At 46.9% G+C, this 18,577-nt stretch carries 12 protein-coding genes and 2 pseudogenes; 2 read left to right on the top strand and 12 right to left on the bottom strand.

The features are described 5' to 3' along the window. On the bottom strand, nucleotides 1–596 hold a 596-nt coding region (locus tag DWZ60_RS12080), incomplete at its 3' end, for a helix-turn-helix domain-containing protein (RefSeq protein WP_243038316.1). Between the two features lie 283 nt (nucleotides 597–879). Here DWZ60_RS12080 and DWZ60_RS20870 point away from each other — a divergent pair. Next, nucleotides 880–1,385, top strand: a pseudogene (locus DWZ60_RS20870) (AAA family ATPase); the annotation flags it as partial. A gap of 384 nt (nucleotides 1,386–1,769) precedes the next feature. On the opposite strand, the gene DWZ60_RS12070 reads toward DWZ60_RS20870, so the two are convergent. The 11 genes and pseudogenes from DWZ60_RS12070 to DWZ60_RS17325 all read right to left on the bottom strand — a co-directional run bounded on the left by DWZ60_RS12070 (nucleotide 1,770) and on the right by DWZ60_RS17325 (nucleotide 17,322). Then, nucleotides 1,770–2,789: a virulence RhuM family protein gene (locus DWZ60_RS12070; protein ID WP_119221693.1), complete on the bottom strand. Its 1,020-nt coding sequence runs from the start codon at nucleotides 2,787–2,789 to the stop codon at nucleotides 1,770–1,772. Nucleotides 2,790–2,842: 53 nt separating this feature from the next. After that, nucleotides 2,843–6,268, bottom strand: a complete 3,426-nt coding sequence (locus tag DWZ60_RS12065; RefSeq protein WP_119221692.1) for an AAA domain-containing protein — start codon at nucleotides 6,266–6,268, stop codon at nucleotides 2,843–2,845. Between the two features lie 316 nt (nucleotides 6,269–6,584). Beyond that, nucleotides 6,585–7,997 carry a 23S rRNA (uracil(1939)-C(5))-methyltransferase RlmD gene (gene rlmD / locus DWZ60_RS12055; RefSeq protein ID WP_118640942.1) on the bottom strand — a complete coding sequence of 471 codons (1,413 nt, stop codon included), beginning with the start codon at nucleotides 7,995–7,997 and terminating at the stop codon, nucleotides 6,585–6,587. Between the two features lie 19 nt (nucleotides 7,998–8,016). Next, a complete protein-coding gene (locus tag DWZ60_RS12050; protein WP_118595288.1) occupies nucleotides 8,017–8,847 on the bottom strand; it encodes a deoxyribonuclease IV in 831 nt (276 codons plus the stop codon). 60 nt (nucleotides 8,848–8,907) lie between these two features. Further along, entirely contained in the window at nucleotides 8,908–10,440 is a 1,533-nt protein-coding gene (locus tag DWZ60_RS12045) for an ATP-binding protein (protein ID WP_022461544.1), read from the bottom strand. Further along, entirely contained in the window at nucleotides 10,343–11,530 is a 1,188-nt protein-coding gene (locus DWZ60_RS12040; RefSeq protein WP_243038315.1) for a metallophosphoesterase family protein, read from the bottom strand. Before DWZ60_RS12040 ends, DWZ60_RS12045 begins: the two co-directional genes overlap by 98 nt. Nucleotides 11,531–11,659: 129 nt before the next feature. Further along, nucleotides 11,660–13,049, bottom strand: a pseudogene (gene asnS / locus DWZ60_RS12035) (asparagine--tRNA ligase). A gap of 76 nt (nucleotides 13,050–13,125) precedes the next feature. Further along, nucleotides 13,126–15,594, bottom strand: coding sequence for a hypothetical protein (locus tag DWZ60_RS12030; RefSeq protein WP_119221691.1), 2,469 nt, complete (start codon nucleotides 15,592–15,594; stop codon nucleotides 13,126–13,128). Continuing rightward, nucleotides 15,594–16,751 carry a class I SAM-dependent methyltransferase gene (locus tag DWZ60_RS12025; protein ID WP_119221690.1) on the bottom strand — a complete coding sequence of 386 codons (1,158 nt, stop codon included), beginning with the start codon at nucleotides 16,749–16,751 and terminating at the stop codon, nucleotides 15,594–15,596. Before DWZ60_RS12025 ends, DWZ60_RS12030 begins: the two co-directional genes overlap by 1 nt. Before the next feature lie 147 nt (nucleotides 16,752–16,898). Then, entirely contained in the window at nucleotides 16,899–17,219 is a 321-nt protein-coding gene (locus tag DWZ60_RS12020) for a hypothetical protein (protein ID WP_147397747.1), read from the bottom strand. Further along, nucleotides 17,152–17,322 carry a hypothetical protein gene (locus DWZ60_RS17325; RefSeq protein WP_158576400.1) on the bottom strand — a complete coding sequence of 57 codons (171 nt, stop codon included), beginning with the start codon at nucleotides 17,320–17,322 and terminating at the stop codon, nucleotides 17,152–17,154. The genes DWZ60_RS12020 and DWZ60_RS17325 overlap by 68 nt, the downstream gene beginning before the upstream one ends. A gap of 163 nt (nucleotides 17,323–17,485) precedes the next feature. On the opposite strand from DWZ60_RS17325, the gene DWZ60_RS12015 reads away from it, so the two are divergent. Next, nucleotides 17,486–18,577: a TM7S3/TM198-like domain-containing protein gene (locus tag DWZ60_RS12015; protein WP_158576399.1), complete on the top strand. Its 1,092-nt coding sequence runs from the start codon at nucleotides 17,486–17,488 to the stop codon at nucleotides 18,575–18,577.

Here is an 18,577-nt window from a genome sequence, read left to right as displayed (position 1 = left end):
TAAAGTTGTGCAGATATATATCCAATTCCATTGTTAAAAGATAAACCAACTAGATGTATTCTAAAAATTCCTTGTGAAACATAATTTATCTTGTTGGCATCATAATATGTTGGTAATATGTCTTTTGCAAAGAAACAAAACCATGCACCAAATAAAAGCATTCCCCCGGTAACTAGCAATATATCCCTTTTCATCTCAGCTAACGAACTTCCAGATACAACTAACATAATAATTTCTGTAATAGATATAAAAAAACATAACAAATATGCTAATATCCAGTTTTTTCTATGCTGGTGAATAGAATCCCTAACAGCCATATCGAGAGAGCCTACTACCAATTCCTCGATTTCTTTTTTATCAATATTTTTCTGTGTATCTATTTTTTCTCCACGTAACAATTCTGTAACGGTAACATCTAATATATCAGCTATTGGTATGAGTAATACGACATTGGGCATACTAAGACCACGTTCCCATTTGCTAACTGTTTTATCTGATACATATAATTTTTCAGCCAAATCCTTTTGAGTTAAATTCTTTTCCTTTCTTAATTCGGTTACAAATAAACCGAATTTTTCATTACTAATCTGATACATATATTCACCTCCTGCACACATATTATAATGAGAGTGTACATAAATCAATCGACCAGCAGTAGAATTGCAGAATATTAGCACATAATTCATCAAATAATCTCCCCATCATGAGCTCGACCGTGCTATCCGCTGTGGAAATAATACCGGTGCTTCTGTCTACAATGATAGAGGCATTCTCTTCTTGTAAAATACAAAAATTGTCAAATTTTAATAGTTTCTGCATTTCAGTGCATAAACTTAATTTTTTTCATGAGTTTATGCTTACTCTTTCCATGTTGATTTCAATTGCGATATTTATGTTACTGGTTCGAATGCTTATATGCTCTCCTCTGAATATGCTACCTATTTATCAGGCAGATGCGTAGAAATAAAGATGCTTCCATTGTCCTTCTCTGAATTTTTAACATTCCATGATTTTGAAATAAGAGAAACCAAAAGTGCGTTAGGTGGCACACGCAAGCAAGCATTTGATAAAACCGGCGAACACTATGAACTCCAAGCGCTCACACTGTTCAGGCCTATGTGAATGCGCTACTGGAAGCATACTTCTTCTATGACATCAAGAGATTTGATATTAAAGGAAAGGAATTCTTACGTACTCTTGGAAAGTATTACATCGTTGATATCGGACTTAGAAACTATCTGCTTGGATTCAGGGATCGTGATAGCGGACATGCAATAGAAAATGTTGTTTACTTTGAACTGCTACGTAGAGACTATGATGTCTCTATTGGTAAAGTGGATAATTCCGAAGTGGATTTTATCGCAACAAAAGTAGATGACAAACTTTAAGTTCAGGTCACAGAGTCCATGTATATCAATACACCGGTACCGGTGGCGAGGAAAAAACTATCAAACATCCGCTGTATCGACTGATTCACGATGAACCAAATCCGGAAATGCTAACATCTAATCCACAGCCTAAACCCTACCGCAATTTTCCGGCCATCCACTTTTTCTCCAATCAGACCAAAAAGTAGATATGTTTCCATATAATAAAACCGAGCTTTCCGCAAGGCTTCTCTGATGATACCAACCTTACAAAAAGCTCGGAAATACGCTACTTTTCAGTACTTGATTTTATTTTCTTGACAGCAAACAGACCGTCTCGACATACTCATCATTGTCCAAACTCGTATTTTTACCAACTTCTAAAAATCTCTTTTATGAAAATTAATTCTTACTGTTTTTCTTTACTGTACTGTGAATATTTTTAATGCTTTCCAAATATTCTTCTTCAACCGGCGATAAGTTCTGCACCTGATATTTCCGATATTCTTCTGTTGCTTTTTCAATTGCCTGTGCATGACTAATCGTTCCGGCTCCTTGCAACACTTTTTCACCTGTAGTTTTCAAAACATTATCAAGGTGTTCCACATAATCTTCCATATGCATGGGATTGTGACGCATAGCTTGAATCTCCGCAAAATCAAAATATCCCGATACAATATTATTTAGGATCTTTAACTCTTCATCATTGAGATAATTTTGGGCAATACTGATATCTTTCAATACAGGAAAATCACCAGAAAAACTTTTTAATCCCATAAAAGGCTGACTGGCGTCCGCACGCTCGTATATAACTTCTGCTGCTGTATGTCCATGTGCTGCATAGTGTAATTTATTTTGTACCATTTTAAAAAATGCAATGGATTCACTACTCTTGGGATCATAATCAACACTTGTTGCATAAAGGTCAAGTACCTGTCGGTACATCACTTTTTCAGATGAGCGAATATCCCGAATACGGTCTAATAACTCTTTCCAATAATTACCCCCACCCAGATTTTTTAGCCGTTCATCATCCATTGTAAAGCCTTTTATCATGTACTCTTTTAATCGTTCAGCAGCCCACCGACGGAAATTTGTAGCAATCTTGGATTTCACTCTATATCCAAGAGAAATAATCATATCAAGATTATAATGAATTGTATTATAGTTTTTTCCATCAGCTGCAGTTGTTCGGAATTTCCGAACAACTGACTCTTCATCCAATTCTTCCTCTTCAAAAATATGCTTGATATGCTCGCTGATATTAGATTTACTTGTCTGATACAACTCACATAATTGTGCCTGTGTAAGCCAAACGGTCTCGTCTTCAAATTTAACGTCAATTTTTGTATATCCATCTTCCGTTTGATATATGATGATTTCACTCCCAATAATATTAGGATTGTCTCTTTGATCCTCCATCTTTTACCCCTCCCTTTACCGTTCCATTAAATTCCCGATAACCTCTCTCTTAATTAAACATCTATCTTCACCTCTGTAGCAAATAGTTTCTTATTCCCTTCTCCTGGAATAAAAGATATTTTTTTACCCTTTTGAATCACTTCTATTGCACTCTCTGTCTTAGAATAAATACTTTCGGTAATGGAATATTCTTTTCCATCAGCACCAACTACATAGGCATAAAAACTTTCTGTTCCCTTTCCAACATATTTGACCGTTCCTGTAATGCGTCTAAAATCCGCATCAATAATGAGTGTCCGTGTCTCGTCAACCTGCATGCGCAACTCATTCTTGTGTGCATGATCATCCACAAGATACTGATTTTTATATTCTCTGATAATCCGATCCGTATCTGTTGCAACATCACACCCAAGCCCAAGATACAATTTCCTATCACTAATAATATAAAACTCCTCTTTGGCCCTCGTCGCCGCAACATTCATTATGTTCGCTTCGGTTACTGCCCAGCGTGCCGCTCCGCTGCTCTGCCTGTCGGCACCGAGTACAAAAAATACGATTGGAGCCTCTTTCCCCTGAAACGTATGGACAGTTCCGACATTTGTCGGTTTTCCCTGTTCATCATATCGGGTAAAGTGAATTTTCCGTAATTTCTGAGAAAGCTGATATGCCACATTGGAAAACGGTGTAATTACATAAACCACATCTTTTTCTTTTTTATCTAAGATTTTCGGATTTTTATCTATCATCTCCTTGAGCTTATGCAAAAGGAATTCTCCCTGTTCCTCGACATATTTATTGTTCGCCATTCCACCAACATCAAACCAGTCTGCTTTTCCGTACTTTTCCATTCCCTGCACCATAAATCCGTCATAGGAAATCATGTTCGAAATTGTAAACATCGGATACCGACATCTTCTATGCACCCATAGCGGAATTCCAACCCATGAATCCTCCGCCTTGTCCTGTTTTCGATAAAACCCGTACTGACTTGCCGCATCTGCTAAAATCTGTGCGGATGCAGATGCAGATAAATATTTTTCTGTCACTCCAAAATGCTCCCCCAACATATATAGGGTATTAGAATCCAACGTAAGAACCGGTTTAATCTGCAACGGATCACCGACCACCATTACATGCCTGCTGCGATAGATTGCACCGACAGCCGCCTGTGGCAGCGCCTGTCCTGCTTCATCGATAAAAAGATGCCCCAGTGTCTCAGCTCCAAGATTTTTGCACATACGCGAAAAACTGGCAAACGTAGAACTAATCACCGGAATTGTCATATTAATCCAGTTCCATGCCGCCTCAATCACATGCTTTCGATCCAAATACTTCTCCTGCTGATCCCAGACGATAATGGCCGCCTTTACATTTTTTCTGTTCTCATAAAGAAATTGTTTTCGAACACGTAATGCCATAACAAACAATTTTGACTGTGCGACACGATACGCTTCGTCAAACCACGGGTTTGATATCTGTAAATCTTCATACTCCTGATTCATATTCAGCGGTTCTGTCTTACTGTCGTTTTTTATATTTTCATATTCGCGGACTCTTTTCTCCAAATTTGAAATTTTACCTGTTTCCACCGTCTTCCAACTGTTAAACTCCTGCTTAAGCTTCTCCTGTTTTTCATTATTTTTACTCAGCCTTGTTTGCCGCAAATGAATATTTTCATTAATTTTTTTCTCCTGTTCCCTGCATTCTATATCTTCATCATTTAATTTTACTAACTGATCCGTAATCTCATTTAATCTGCTCCTATATTCCTCTTTCTTTTTCTTTCCCGCAAAGAAGCAAGGACGTTGCTCCTTGTGTACTTGAAGGCACTGGTTCATACTGTCCATATTTTTTCGGACAGCTTCTGCCCTGTTTTGTACCTCTTTCAAACTGAGATGTAACTGTTCCAACTGCTGCCCGCATTCCTGTTTATTTTCTGCAAGCTTCTTAAGTTCTACGCACAATTCATGCTCTTTCTTCTCTAATTTTTCTTGATAGCTGCCACGAACCTGTTCCATCTTTTGAGTATATTCCTGATACATCCGAACGCTATCTGCAAATTCCTGCCTTTTTGTTCGAATCGCTTTTACTTCCTCATAATGACTCAGAAATTGTTTATATATACCTTGATTCGGCAGATAATCTTCTTCCAAATATTTGTGGATATGCTTCATATTCGTGAGGATATTGCTCATATTATTCGCTTTTCCACCTTCAAGTGAAAATACTCCCCAAAACTTTTCTTCTCCCGGAACAGATTCTTTTACCAGTTCCTCTCTTTTCTTCCCGTTCTCATCTTCCAACCACTCTACCGACACCTTCGCATTCGATATCTCACAAAAATAGTCCGCTTCTTTCAGTTCATCGATTAGAAAATTGTCAATCTCCTTACTCAACGGAAGTTCGTTCACAATGTTTTGAACCGCACCATTATTCGAACTTGCAACCACGATATTATTTTCGATAATATGTTCCGGGATCTCTCCAATCGATGCATGATTAAAATAAATTGTTTTCTCTGTTCCTTTGATAAAATGGTCCGAAAGTTTCGCAATACTATACGCTTGCTGTACCACTAACTGCGCAAATATGTCCTTCAAAAGCGTCGTTTTTCCGGTTCCAGGCGGACCGTTGACACTTCTCATCTGATTGTTGTCAAAGCCGATGGATAAGTTTACCGCAACTTGCTGCATCAGAGAAAGCGCATATGTCGTATTGCTTGGAAACCTTCCCAGGGGATAATTCTTCGGCTGCAGAATTTGTTCAAACAGATGCGGATGAAAATTCACTGAATCTTTTTTGCTGTCAAGGTTCATGCGTTCCTTTTTATTTCCATACAAATAAGCATTCAAATTAACCGTTTCGATTTTTTTTGCTTTTTCCAGATCATCGATGAAAAAAGAATGCAGATTCGTCGCTTCAGTCTCGATATTTCCCAGAATCTTCATCCGGCAATTTATTATATCAACCTCATGTTGCAGGAGTTCCTTTTGCATCGCAGCATTAAACTTCGCCGAATCCCCTGCTGTCTCATCAAAATCCTGAGCAAGCTGATTTTTAAAATCTTTCTCAAATTCCCGAAACTCTTTCTCATAGGGAACTTTTTTGAATTTCCGTATGTAAGCACTTTCTGTAAAGAATGTCATATCCTCCAGAAAATTAAGATTCTTATCGAAATACAGCGCGAAACTGAACTTGTCTCCGAAACGAATATCCTCATCCGTCGATTCCAAGCCATACTCTGCATGAAGTATGTCCACAACTTCCTGAAATTTAAAAATATCAAAATAGACAACGACTCCTCCTTTTTGCCGTCGATTCCATTTCTTTTTCTCAATTTTATGCAGAAACAGAGAATAGAAATCCTGTTCCTGCAAATCATTCAGAGTGAGAATAGCCTTATCATTCAAACCGATGTCTCCCTCCGATAAATGTTCCACCATTATCCATGATTCTAAAATCTTATTTTTTTCTATCATTTATGAACAAAACTCCTTCGTATCTGTTTGAACTCTCTATCTATCTTCCGATACGTATTCACGTTTCTTCAAATGTAAAATTATGTCCCACTAACCAAAACTAACAAAGGGACTTAAAGAACCAAGTCAAAGAAAAAGGATTCTTCTATTTCTACGATATCGTCATATCATCCGAAAATGTTCCAGTGCCTCCCTTATAGCCGCTTCTTTCCCTGGCGGACACTTCGGCTGTCTAGAGTTTTCCAATTTTGACAGGTTATAATTTGCCCTCTCAATAATGCCGCATTTCTGCTTCACCTGTGCGATATACAAGTTGCTAACTTTCAATCCGCTTTGCTTCAGAAACATAATCCTTGACTTCCGCATAGATCGCTTTACTCTCCGCCGCCATCAAATCAAGCTCATCCATCTCTAATTCCACATTGATATGCTTCAACTTATTTGATTTAAGTTTGGAAAGCAACACGATACTTTCCACATGCTCCGACCACGCGAACATATCATACCCCCATGCCTCTTCTGCCTTATATCCGTGTTTTGTCAGATACCGCAGGTCTCTCGCCAATGTCTCCGGATTGCAGGAGACGTAGACCACTTTTTTCGGTGAAAGGGTTACGACAGAGGACAGAAAGGCTTCATCACTGCCGGCTCTTGGCGGGTCCATGAAGACGATGTCGGCTTTTTCGCCTTTTTCGGCCATGGAGACCATGAAGGCGCCGGCGTCGTTCTGGTAGAAGGAGACGTTTTTGATTTGGTTTCGTTTGGCGTTTGTTACGGCATCGCGGACGGCGTCCGGGTTCAGTTCGACGCTGATGACTTCTCTGGCATCGCGGGATGCGATGAGGCCGATGGTTCCGATTCCGCAGTAGGCGTCCAGGACGCGTTCGTTTCCGGTGAGGCCGGCCAGGGAGATGGCTTTTTCGTACAGTTTTTTCGTCTGAACCGGGTTGACCTGGTAGAAGGACTGCGGGGAGATGCGGAAGGTGCAGCCGCAGAGTTCATCCTCGATGTAGCCGCGTCCGAAGAGGACAATGTCGCGTTTTCCGAGTACCATGCTGTCGGTGCGGTCGTTGACGTTCAGTACGATCGTGGTGATCTCCGGGTGGAATTTGCGCAGGGCCTTTACGAAGTTGTTTTTTGACGGGAAGACTGGTGATACGCAGACGAGGACGACCATGATCTCGCCGGAAGCAAAGCCGGTGCGCACCATGACGTGGCGCAGGAGGCCGTAGCCGCTGTCCTCGTTGTAGATCATGATTTTGAAGCTCTTCAGCAGACTGCGGATATCGCGGATGATGGCATCGGCACGCTGATCCTCGAGCAGGCACTCATCGACCGGAACCACTTTGTGTGTGCCCTTTTCATAAATGCCGGATATGATCGTTCCGTCTTTTTTGCGTGCAAAGGCGGAATTGACTTTATTCCGGTAATGATAAGGATTTTCCATGCCAACCATGCCTTTGACCGGGACGATGCCCTTCAGAGTCTTCTTCAGGAACTGCTCTTTTTTCGCGAGCTGCTCTTCGTAGGAGAGGTTCAGATATGTGCATCCGCCGCATTTTTTCTGATAAGGACATTTCGACGATGATGAACTCTTTTTCTGCTTTCCTTTTTCCGGTGCCACGCTCTTTGTTTTCTCGATACGAACAGCTTTCTTTTTATTTTCCCTGTCGAAATACGTCTTTTTTCTTCCGTCAGATCTTTTATTCTTCTCTCTCGTGTTTTCCACTTTCTCTTACCTTCTTCCTCTATTTCGCAAACCCGCGCAGCAGCGCGATCTCTTTTGCATATCCGTCCAGCTCATTCGGTGTTTCCAGATAGAACGACAGTCCCGCCAGCGCCGGATGTGTCACAATCCGCTCAAATGCCGCAAGTCCCAGCGATCCCTCGCCGATCTTCTCATGGCGGTCCTTATGGCTCTCAAACGGATTCTTGCTGTCGTTCAGATGAACCGCTTTCAGCTTCGAAAGTCCTACCACGCGGTCGAACCTCTCAAGCACATCATCGAGGTGATCCACAATATCGTATCCCGCATCGTACACATGGCACGTATCTAGGCAGACACCCATGTGGTCTTTTAATTCCACGCGCTCCAGAATCGCCGCCAGCTCCTCAAACGAGCGGCCGACTTCGGTTCCTTTTCCTGCCATCGTCTCAAGCAGCACCGTGGTCGTCTGCTCCGGTTTTAAAATTTCATTCAGCATCTCCGAAATCAGACGGATTCCCTCTTCCGCCCCCTGTCCGGTATGACTGCCCGGGTGGAAATTGTAGCAGTTTCCCGGCGTATACTCCATCCGTTTCAGATCATCCGCCATCGTCATCCATGCAAACTCTCTCGTGTGCGCATCCTTCGAGCACGGATTCAGCGTGTACGGCGCATGTGCCAAAATGCGCTCGATTCCATGCTCCTTACTGTAAGAAAGAAACGCTGCGACATCCGCCTCGTCGATGGCTTTCGCCTTGCTTCCTCTCGGGTTTCTTGTAAAAAACTGAAAGGTATTCGCCCCGATGGACACCGCCTCTTTTCCCATGGCAAGATATCCTTTGGACGATGATAAATGACATCCTATTGTCAGCATAACTTCTATTCTCCTTTATTTCCAAACCACAACTCACCGATTCTCTGCGAGCCGCATTACTTAAAGCACAATTTTCCGGTACGGAATTCCCATCTCCGAGAGTGCTTCCTCCTCCCGCTTCTGACACGTAAAGAGCAGCACCTGCGTCCGGTTTTCCGCCAGCCATTTCAAAGTTTCTTTCAGCCGGTTTTCATCGTAAAACGCAAACGATTCATCGAGAATCACCGGCAGCTCCTCCTCGCCGCAGAGCACATCCATCGCCGCCATGCGGAGCGCAAAGTACGCCTGCTCGATCGTGCCGCGGCTGACCTGTTCAAGCGGCACATATTCGTCTGCGGTGTGAAGGCCGATCCGCAGATTCTCATCCATATTCACCTGCAGATAGCGGCCATTCGTCAGCGATGACAGCGTTTTTGACATCTGCTGTTTTAAGCGGTCGCCGATCCGGCTCTGCATCTGTACGGAGAGACTCTGGATCGTCTCCCCCGACAGGGAAAGCGCATCGAGTTCTTCCTGCAGATGATCTTTTTCCGTCATGGAAATGCAGAGCTCTTCGTATTCACTCTGCAAGTTCGACAGCACCGTCTGTTTCTGCCCCAGCTCCTGCTTCAGGCGGTCCACATTCCACTGCTGGCGGCGGATCGCCTGCTCCTCCGGCTCCGTCACGACCTGCTCGACCTCCGTTTTCCGGTGACGGAACAGACTGTACGCCAGATACAAGAGCGCCGCAATCGCAAGCCCGAGTCCCGTTCTCGTCAGCAGCGAATCAATATGGAAGAACTGCAGAATGCATAAGAACAAGAGAAATCCAGCCAGCGCCACGCACGCGGCACCCCATTTGCGGCTCTTCCGAGATTCTTTTTTCATCTTCCGCACCCGTTCGATCGGCACATCCTTCTGATAAATATCCCGCTTCATCTGCTCTTTCGCCTGCTGCAGATTCTCCTCGCTCTGACGGCACTCCTCCGTAAAAACGGAAATTTTCGTCTCAAGTTCTTCCTTCCGTTTTTCCAGTCCCGCCAGCGTCTTTTTCTGTTCCTGCTCCAGGCGCTTTCTCTTCTGCTTCAGCAGATCCAGCGCCGCCGCCACATCGAGCTCTCCATCGCTGCTCCCCTGGTAATTTGCCATATAGTTCCGCAGCTCATCCGCAAGCCCTTCCTCGGTTCTTCCTTTTAACTGCCCGATCGAAGCCGTATTATCATACACAATCTCACTGACACCGCCGAGCAGCATGGAAAGATCGCCGTCCTCCACGGAGAGCACCTCGCCGTCCGTCAGGCACACCAGCTTTGCATTGGCGTTCTGCCGCCCGAAATTCCGTGTCAGGCGGAACCGTTTGCCGCCGCTTTCAAGCACCATCTCTCCCGCATAGTATGCCGGATTTTCCCATGGCTCATAACGACTGTAGACATCATTTTTTGCCGCCCGCCCCCGGCCGCGTGTCATGCCGAACAGCATGCTGCGGATGAAGGTATGGACGGTCGATTTTCCGCTCTCATTTTCCCCGCTGATGAGCTGAATCCCATCGGAAAATTCCAGTGTGCGGTTCTGCATTTTTCCAAAATTGCGGATTTCCAGTTTTTCTATTTTCATCTTCTACGCCTCCCGCAATCTTTTTTTCAGCCGTTCCTGCGTGCCGCCAGCAGCGCCTCGAGACCATAGTCGAGCGCCTTCTGTGACTGCGCATCCGTCTTTGTTTCAAATGCTTCAATATAGCGCTGATCAGACTAGCGCCATACGTTTTCTTCAGCTGTTCCAGATCGTATGCCGGACGTGTTTCATCCTCCACGGAGATGACTCTGCCGCAGTCCAGCAGCCGTTTCGGAGAAAATTCCAGCTCGGCGGCACGGTGTCCCACAAGTTTCAGGCGGATGATTTTTCGGATCTTCCCATCCTCCCGCAGCGCCAGCTCCTGTTTCAGCTTCGTCTCCAGCGCATACTGTGTCAGATCCTCCGTCACGTTCAACACCAGATCTTCGTACTCATATCTGGCAAACGGCACAAACTGAATCCGCGTGCCGTGCTCGTCCACTGTTCCGCGGATGTAGCCGTGCGGCCCCAACTGCGTCTCATCCGTCGGTTCGAGTGCGCCTGCGTATGCCATTTTGTCGGGAATAAGAATCCCCGGCTTATGAATGTGCCCGCACGCAATATAATCAAACCCAGCCTGCGCCATGCGGCCCGGATTCCACGGCATGTGGCGGGCATCGCCGCCGTGCGCGAGCAGCAGATGATATTTCATTTTTCCCTCCGGCCGCACGCCGTCCAGCCGGTTTTCCAGGATCTCTTTTTTGTCGTAACTGCATCCGTACACCGCCGTCTTCTTCTCCGGGACTTCAACACACTCCGGCTCCGGCGACAGGAGCATTACCACGTTGTCTGCCCAGTCGAAACCGCGGTAAAAGCTCTCCCGCTTCACATAATCGTGGTTTCCGGCAATCAGCACGACGATCGTCTCCGGGATGGACGCAAAAAGATCGTTGACCTCTTTCAGTTCCCGCAGAAGCGGCTGGCGCTGAAACAGATCTCCCGCGATCAGCAGAAAGTCCGTCTTTTCCCGACCGGCCAGGCGGATGATCCGCCGGAAGCTCTCCCAGATGGCCTCCCCGCGCTCCTCGCTCCAGGGAAATCCCGCATCCGGCTGCATGCCGAGATGCACGTCCGCAATATGAATAAACCGCATAGGCACATACCCCTTTCTGGATTCATTTTCTCTATTACTACAATACGGACGTCAGGTGCACCAAATCCACATTGGATTCCACTGCACCCGGCATCCGTATTTTTTAAGTTTCTATATCACTTTTCGTAATTACAGCTCGCAGTTGTTTACTGTTCTCGGGAACGGGATGACGTCGCGGATATTGCCCATTCCGGTCAGATACATGACGCATCTTTCAAATCCCAGTCCGAATCCTGCATGGTGGGTGGAACCATATTTTCTGAGGTCCAGATAGAATCCGTAATCTTCCTCAGCAAGTCCCAGCTCTTTCATACGGCCAAGCAGTTTCTCGTAGTCGTCCTCACGCTGGCTTCCGCCGATGATCTCTCCGATGCCAGGAACCAAACAGTCCATAGCGGCAACGGTCTTGTTGTCATCGTTCAGCTTCATGTAGAACGCTTTGATCTCCTTCGGATAATCGGTAACGAAAACCGGTCTCTTGAAGATCTGCTCGGTCAGATAACGCTCATGCTCGGTCTGCAGATCGCATCCCCAGTATACTTTGTAATCGAATTTGTCGTTGTTTTTCTCCAGAAGCTCGATAGCCTCGGTGTAGGTTACACGGCCGAACTCAGAATTTACGACATGGTTCAGACGCTCGATCAGTCCCTTGTCCACGAAACTGTTGAAGAACTGCATTTCTTCCGGTGCATGCTCCATAACGTAGCGGATGACATATTTCAGCATTGCCTCAGCAAGCTCCATATCGTCCTCCAGATCAGCGAATGCGATTTCCGGCTCGATCATCCAGAACTCAGCTGCGTGGCGGGTGGTGTTGGAATTCTCTGCACGGAAAGTCGGTCCGAAGGTGTAGATATTGCGGAATGCCTGTGCAAAGGTCTCGCCGTTTAACTGTCCGCTTACGGTAAGGCTTGTCTTCTTTCCGAAGAAGTCCTGTGTGAAATCAACAGCGCCGTCCTCGGTTTTCGGAATATTGTCAAGATCCATGGTGGTTACCTGGAACATCTCGCCGGCTCCCTCGCAGTCGCTTCCGGTGATCAGCGGGGTATTGACATAAACGAAGTCTCTCTCCTGGAAGAACTGATGGATCGCATAGGCGCAGAGGGAACGAACACGGAAGACTGCCTGGAAGGTGTTGGTTCTCGGACGCAGATGGGAAATGGTACGAAGGTATTCCATGGAGTGGCGTTTTTTCTGCAGCGGGTAATCCGGTGCGGAAACGCCCTCTACGGTAACTTCTGCTGCCTGAATCTCAAACGGCTGTTTTGCCTGCGGGGTAGCAACGAGGATACCTTTTACGATGATGCTGCGCCGACGTTCATTTTGGAAATCTCAGCGAAGTTTCCATCTCATCGTGGTATACGATCTGCAGGGTTTCGAAATAGCTTCCGTCGTGCAGAACGATGAAACCAAAGGTTTTGGAATCACGTACGCTGCGCACCCAGCCGCCTACGGTTACTTCTTTGTCCAGGTATGCTTCCCGGTTTTTATAAATCTCTCGGATGGTTGTAAGTTTCATTGTCTTTTTTCTCCCTAAATATTCATAGTGCTTTCTTTATTCTAGCACTTTTTGCGTCATTAGAAAACCCCGCAAATCACTCGATCTTTACTTTTTTAATATAACTGATGAAGACATTGCCGTTCTGTGCGAACAATGCATCGCTGTCATCGTCAGAAAGTGCAGTTGTCTCGCCCGTTGCCGGGTTATACAGCCAGGAATTTCCAAAAATATCGTATCCGGTCAGAAGCAGACTCTCGTTCGCGCCGGTCTTTACAACAACGCCGTAGCCGCTGCTGATCATGTAGAGAATTTCTTCTCTTGTGCAGCCCGTCAGGTTCAGCAGTTCGTAATCATCACCGAGTGACTCCTTCAGCACGTTTTCGTCCAGAGATGCACTCTGGAATCCCGACGGCATCGTTGTCTCGTCGAGGCGCATGCCCTGCTGGCGGTTTCCGCGCTCCCACACATAGGACTGGCTGCTGTTCAGCACAACGCCGACATTCTCATCGGCAAGCTGTACGGCCTCGGCCGGGGAGCTTAAAATGGCGATCAGTTTTCCTTTTCCATATACATAGTAAAGATCTGCGCTGCCCGTGTCGTACGACATCGTAAGATCGGTCCGTAAGGTTGAATAGATATATTTCGGTGTCAGTGTCAGAAGCGACTGTGTTTTGCCGCTCGTCGAGAATTCCAGAAGGAACTGCTGCTCTCTTCTGTCGTCCACCGTTGCCAGGCGGCCCGTCACCAGTTCCTGGCTCTGCTGCTCGCCGTTCATGATGTGATCCTCCGGCGCATCCGCATAGCCGTTTTCCTGGCGTACCACGCGGTCCAGCTCCAGAAGGCCGTCCGAAATCGACACGCCTGTCACATAATAGCCGTCCTGGTGATACTCTTTTTTCACGTTTCCGTCGATGCTGGCAATCCGCACCGTATGCATAGCGAAAACTTCATTGCCGGAAATATCTTTTAAAATATCGCTGTCGTTTGCCATACCATAAACAAAGTCTTCATTGATAAAGCCAAGTGCCCGGATCTTCTGTCCGTCATCCGCCGCAAAGCGCTGCGTTTCCCCGCTCTCCAGATTCATCACGGTGATGTTCATCGCACTGCTTGCATTGTCCGCATCCATCCACGCGATGCTCTCCTGGCTTTCCGATACTACAAAGCAGTCCTCCGGGATACTTTCCCGGACCACCGTCGTCGTGCCGGTTCCAATATCAACCTTGCACAGGTTCTCATTCAGATAGAGATACATCTCTCTCTGCTTGTTGACGTAGGAGAGGCGGTCGAGCTGTTTTTTCAGCATCTCGTAGGAAATATCCGCCGGAACGAAAATCTCCTCGGTTGCCACATTCCGCTCGGCGCGATAATAGTAAACGGCTGCTCCCACTTCACCCTCGTGGTTTCCGCGGTTCATATAGCCATAAACAACAAACGTCACATCGCCCGCATCATCCACACGCACAATGTTGACATCATGCTCTCCGTGCTGTTCCCGGTCATCCATGCTGCCGTTCTCACGGAAGCTGAAAACGCGGATCGTCTTGTTGGCGCTGCGGTTGTAGCACCAGAGATCACCGTTTACTACAAATGCGACAATATCACCTGCCGTATTCGTCACATACTCGGTATCCTCGCCGGTCACACCGAGGTTGATGCCGGATTTCGTCAGAACACCAAGCTCCGGATCAAAGATCTGCTGTGCGCTCCGCTCGAAGTCCAGCAGAATAATCTCTCCGCCGGACTCCCGCATCCGGTAGAACTCGCTTACGGTATAATACTCCGTCTGTCCGTTCTCATCCTGCGCACTGATCATGTACTCCTGTGTAATGCTGGTCGTCGTCTCATTCGCTTCTTTGATCTGCTGCACCGGCTGCTGTACGATCGTCGGTGCGAGGCTTCCCCAGGAAATCTGGTCGAGGCTGGAATGAATGTTGACATTGAGGAACGAAGAATTATCCCCCGTCTCATCCGGCTCAAGCTGCGGAACGAGCGCTTCTGCCTGCGTTTTATCCAGGCATGTCTGCGCAAACATCTGTGTGTAGGCCAGATAATCGCCGACCTCCACGCCGTTGCGCTGTACAATGCGGGTGTAATACCAGGCAGACTGGCCGTCCCCGTAGGCAACCTCGAGCTTCAGCGTATATTCCTGATTCATCAGAATCGCGGTCTCTAACTGGAAGTCTGCTTTCAGATAGCTTCCGTCCTCGTCAAACGATTTCAGCACCGAGTTTTCAATCAGCGCTCCGCCGTCTGTGCTTTCCACCGTATAGGTCACGTTTATAATTTTCTGTCCTTTCGCATCAATTTCAAGCGTAAGCGAACGGTCCATCGGCAGCGGTGTCAGGTTTTCTCTTGTCGTTACGCCGTTCATCTCCTGGCGGTATCCGTACATGCGGTTCACTGTCGTGTCCGCGGTCTTCATGTACAGCACCGGAAGACTCGCTGCGTCCAGATCGGTCGCATTCTCCGTCGTCTCGTGGCTCATCAGGTGTGTGAACACACCGACTGATGCGGCAAAAACAAGAAAAAGGATCAGAATCCTTGCTGCTCTTTTATTCATCACGGCTCCTCCTTTTCTGTGAGGAGGTCTGCCAGTGTCGGCTTCACATGGTATGCTTCCATGCACGCTTTCAGTTCTTCCGGCAGTTTTTTCGAGCCTTCCTGGCGTTTTACCGCGCGGATCAGAAGGTTCTTCGGCGTGTGCTCCATGTCGATGAACTCAAGAATCTGTGTCTCATAGCCTGCATTCTCCAGAAGCTTTGCCCGGATTCCGTCGGTCAGAAGCGCCGCCATGCGCTCTTTTAAGATGCCGTAATCCATGATCGGATACAGTTCTTTGTTTGCAATCTGGCGGTTCAGCTCATGCTGGCAGCACGGAACGGAAAGAATAACTTTTGCATTCCATTTGACGGCCTTTTCCAGCGCATAGTCAGTCGCCGTGTCGCACGCGTGCAGCGTCACCACCATATCGACCTCGTCGCGGCCGGTATAAGAAGCGATGTCACCCTGATAGAAATGCAGCTTTTCATAGCCGTATTTCTCCGCCAGTCCGTTGCAGATTGCGATGACATCCTCTTTCAAGTCAAGTCCGATGATATTGACATCCAGTTTTTTCAGTTCGCGGAAGTAATAATACATCGCAAACGTCAGATACGATTTTCCGCAGCCGAAATCGAGAATCGTGATCTCGCGGTCCGATGGGAGCTGCGGCAGGATATCTTCGATGAACTCCAGAAAGCGGTTGATCTGGCGGAACTTGTCGTAGCGGGTCCGCACGATTTTGCCTTCTTTTGTCATAACACCGAGATCCTGTAAAAAAGGAACCGGGATTCCTTCTTCCAGAATATACCGTTTCTTCCGGTTGTGCGCCAGATTGACGGGTTTGCCGGTTCCTTTCATATGCGGTTTCTTTTTGATCGTCATCGTTCCCTTTTTGCTGACCAGAACGGATGCTGTGCAGGTGTCGGATTCGCGCTGCATCTGCTTGAAGGTTCCGTTCATCCAGTCGCTGATCCGGGTGATCACGTCGTCTTTTGTCATATTTTTATGAAACTCCTTCGTGCCGACAGTCTCCTGGCACTGAAAGAGCAGTTTTCCTTTTATTTCAACCGGGCGTATTCTCACTTTGGACACTTCACTGTCCCCTCTTGGGCCGCTGATCGTGATACGGTACAGCCCTTCCCGGATTTCATCCTGTAATAATTTCTGTAATTCCATTTATACTCTCCAAACTTCCTGAATCGTTTGTAAACATGTGTAATAAAGCCCCTTACAACCTCGCTAATATTGTAATCTGTTTTCCGCAAAACCACAACAGAAAAATTATTAAAAATGTGTTACCCTCTTATTACTTTATGGCGCAGTTTAAAGCCACAGATTGTAATAATGTTTCCTCCTGCTCCGCCTCCGGAACATTTCATTATAAAAAAGAACGCCGATCAAATCGAGCAGTTCCTCTTCTGCCGTTTTCTCATCCTTCCCGCCGTTTTCCCTGCCGTACTGACGTGCGATATTCCGGCAGGTGTGCTCCATCATGAGTCGGTCCGGGAATTCGTCGTACATCATGCTGCCGCGGTAATCCATGCGGTCACACTCTGCCTCCACCAGCCGCTGCAGATCAGATGCCGTCCGGGAATAATACGACTGCATCCGCTGCCGTTCCCGCGCTTCCTGCTGCTCCTCCATACTTCTTCCCCATAAGGCTGTGCTGCAAAAACGGCTCTGGCCGCTCCATCGGGTTTCCCTGATAGGAATTTCTTCTATTTTCATACACTCTATCCTGATTCATGCCTGTTTTATTTCCTTTTTGCTCTTCCTTATACCATATGCACACCGCCGCCATTCTGCCGTTTCCCAGATCTCAAACACAATTTCACTTGCCAAAACCGCCGTTCCGTACTAAAATACAACCTGTATCTATTTTTCCGATACATCATATAGGAGTGAATATCATGAATCTGAATATGCAAGCTTTCAACATCAACACGCTGCTTGGCGGTCTCGATAAAGTCCGGGACGTCATGGATGTTTACCAGCAGCAGCTTCTTCTGATTGTGATTGTTTTTGCCCTGCTGAACTGTTTCTTCGGCTATACGCTCCGCAAGCTCTGGAGCGTCATTCCCGGATTTTTTCTCGGCGCGGCCGCCGGTTATGCAGCGGGTACCTACACGAATCAGACCACGACGATCACCCTGGCGCTTGCCGTCGGCATCGGTCTTCTGACCGCAATCATTGCCTTCGTCCTCTACCGGATCGGACTTTTTCTTCTGATCTGCGGGCTCGTCGGCTTTTGCCTCTGGCATCTCGTCAATCCAAACGATATCACAGGTTATGGACTCGTCGCCCTCGTCGCTTTCGTGATCGGCCTGATCTGCGTTCCGTTCGAACGCATTTCCGTAATCCTGGTCACCTCCATCTGCGGCGCCCTCACGACGATCCGCATGGCATATTTCTTCAAGGACCTCGATCTGAACATGATGTTCTGGATTGTCTCTGCCATTCTCGCCGCAGCAGGCATGCTCTTCCAGTTTAAACCGTGGAAAGAGGCGGACTACTGGGAGGATGACGACGAAGAAGAACGCGAACACCGTGCAAAAGCGCGCGCCAGACGGAAGCGCAGATCCGGTTTCGACCCTCTTCCATCCAGAAAGAAGAAAAAGAAACGCCGCGGCTCCTCTTCCTCTTCTTCCGGCAACGCAAGAGATCCGTACCGCAGCTATCAGAAACCGTCGAACCGTACCCGTGTTTCGCAGAACACCATGTACGATTTCCGTTTTGTTCCGGAAGAACCTGACGATGACGACGATGAGAAAGATCTTCCAAAAATCATCCGCCGCCGGCCATCCGCAAAACCGGCCGCTCCGGAGGAGTTTGACGAAGAAGAAACATCCCCAAAAGCTTCCATGGGCGACACGAAGCCGTATACCTCTCCTTCCAAACCGCAGATCACCGAGGACGGCATCCCGGATGTCGATCTCTCCGCGATCCGGCAGCAGATTTCCGAAGAGGTACAGAGAATTTACGAAGACGATCAGAACTCGTAA

Origin of the sequence: Blautia sp. AF34-10, assembly GCF_003477865.1 — a bacterium.
GTDB classification, from domain to species: domain Bacteria; phylum Bacillota; class Clostridia; order Lachnospirales; family Lachnospiraceae; genus Fusicatenibacter; species Fusicatenibacter saccharivorans.
Note: the sequence above shows the minus strand (reverse complement) of the source record. Positions and strands in the feature narration are given on the sequence as shown.

Bases quoted from the DNA above. Each gene is read 5' to 3' on its own strand.
- DWZ60_RS12015 (WP_158576399.1), top strand. From the start codon at position 17,486: ATGAATCTGAATATGCAAGCTTTCAACATCAACACGCTGCTTGGCGGT.
- DWZ60_RS12050 (WP_118595288.1), bottom strand. From the start codon at position 8,847: ATGCTGACAATAGGATGTCATTTATCATCGTCCAAAGGATATCTTGCC.
- DWZ60_RS12040 (WP_243038315.1), bottom strand. From the start codon at position 11,530: ATGCGGTTTATTCATATTGCGGACGTGCATCTCGGCATGCAGCCGGAT.
- DWZ60_RS12025 (WP_119221690.1), bottom strand. From the start codon at position 16,751: ATGGAATTACAGAAATTATTACAGGATGAAATCCGGGAAGGGCTGTAC.
- DWZ60_RS12045 (WP_022461544.1), bottom strand. From the start codon at position 10,440: ATGAAAATAGAAAAACTGGAAATCCGCAATTTTGGAAAAATGCAGAAC.
- DWZ60_RS12020 (WP_147397747.1), bottom strand. From the start codon at position 17,219: ATGGAGGAGCAGCAGGAAGCGCGGGAACGGCAGCGGATGCAGTCGTAT.
- DWZ60_RS17325 (WP_158576400.1), bottom strand. From the start codon at position 17,322: ATGAATCAGGATAGAGTGTATGAAAATAGAAGAAATTCCTATCAGGGA.
- DWZ60_RS12065 (WP_119221692.1), bottom strand. From the start codon at position 6,268: ATGATAGAAAAAAATAAGATTTTAGAATCATGGATAATGGTGGAACAT.
- DWZ60_RS12030 (WP_119221691.1), bottom strand. From the start codon at position 15,594: ATGAATAAAAGAGCAGCAAGGATTCTGATCCTTTTTCTTGTTTTTGCC.
- DWZ60_RS12070 (WP_119221693.1), bottom strand. From the start codon at position 2,789: ATGGAGGATCAAAGAGACAATCCTAATATTATTGGGAGTGAAATCATC.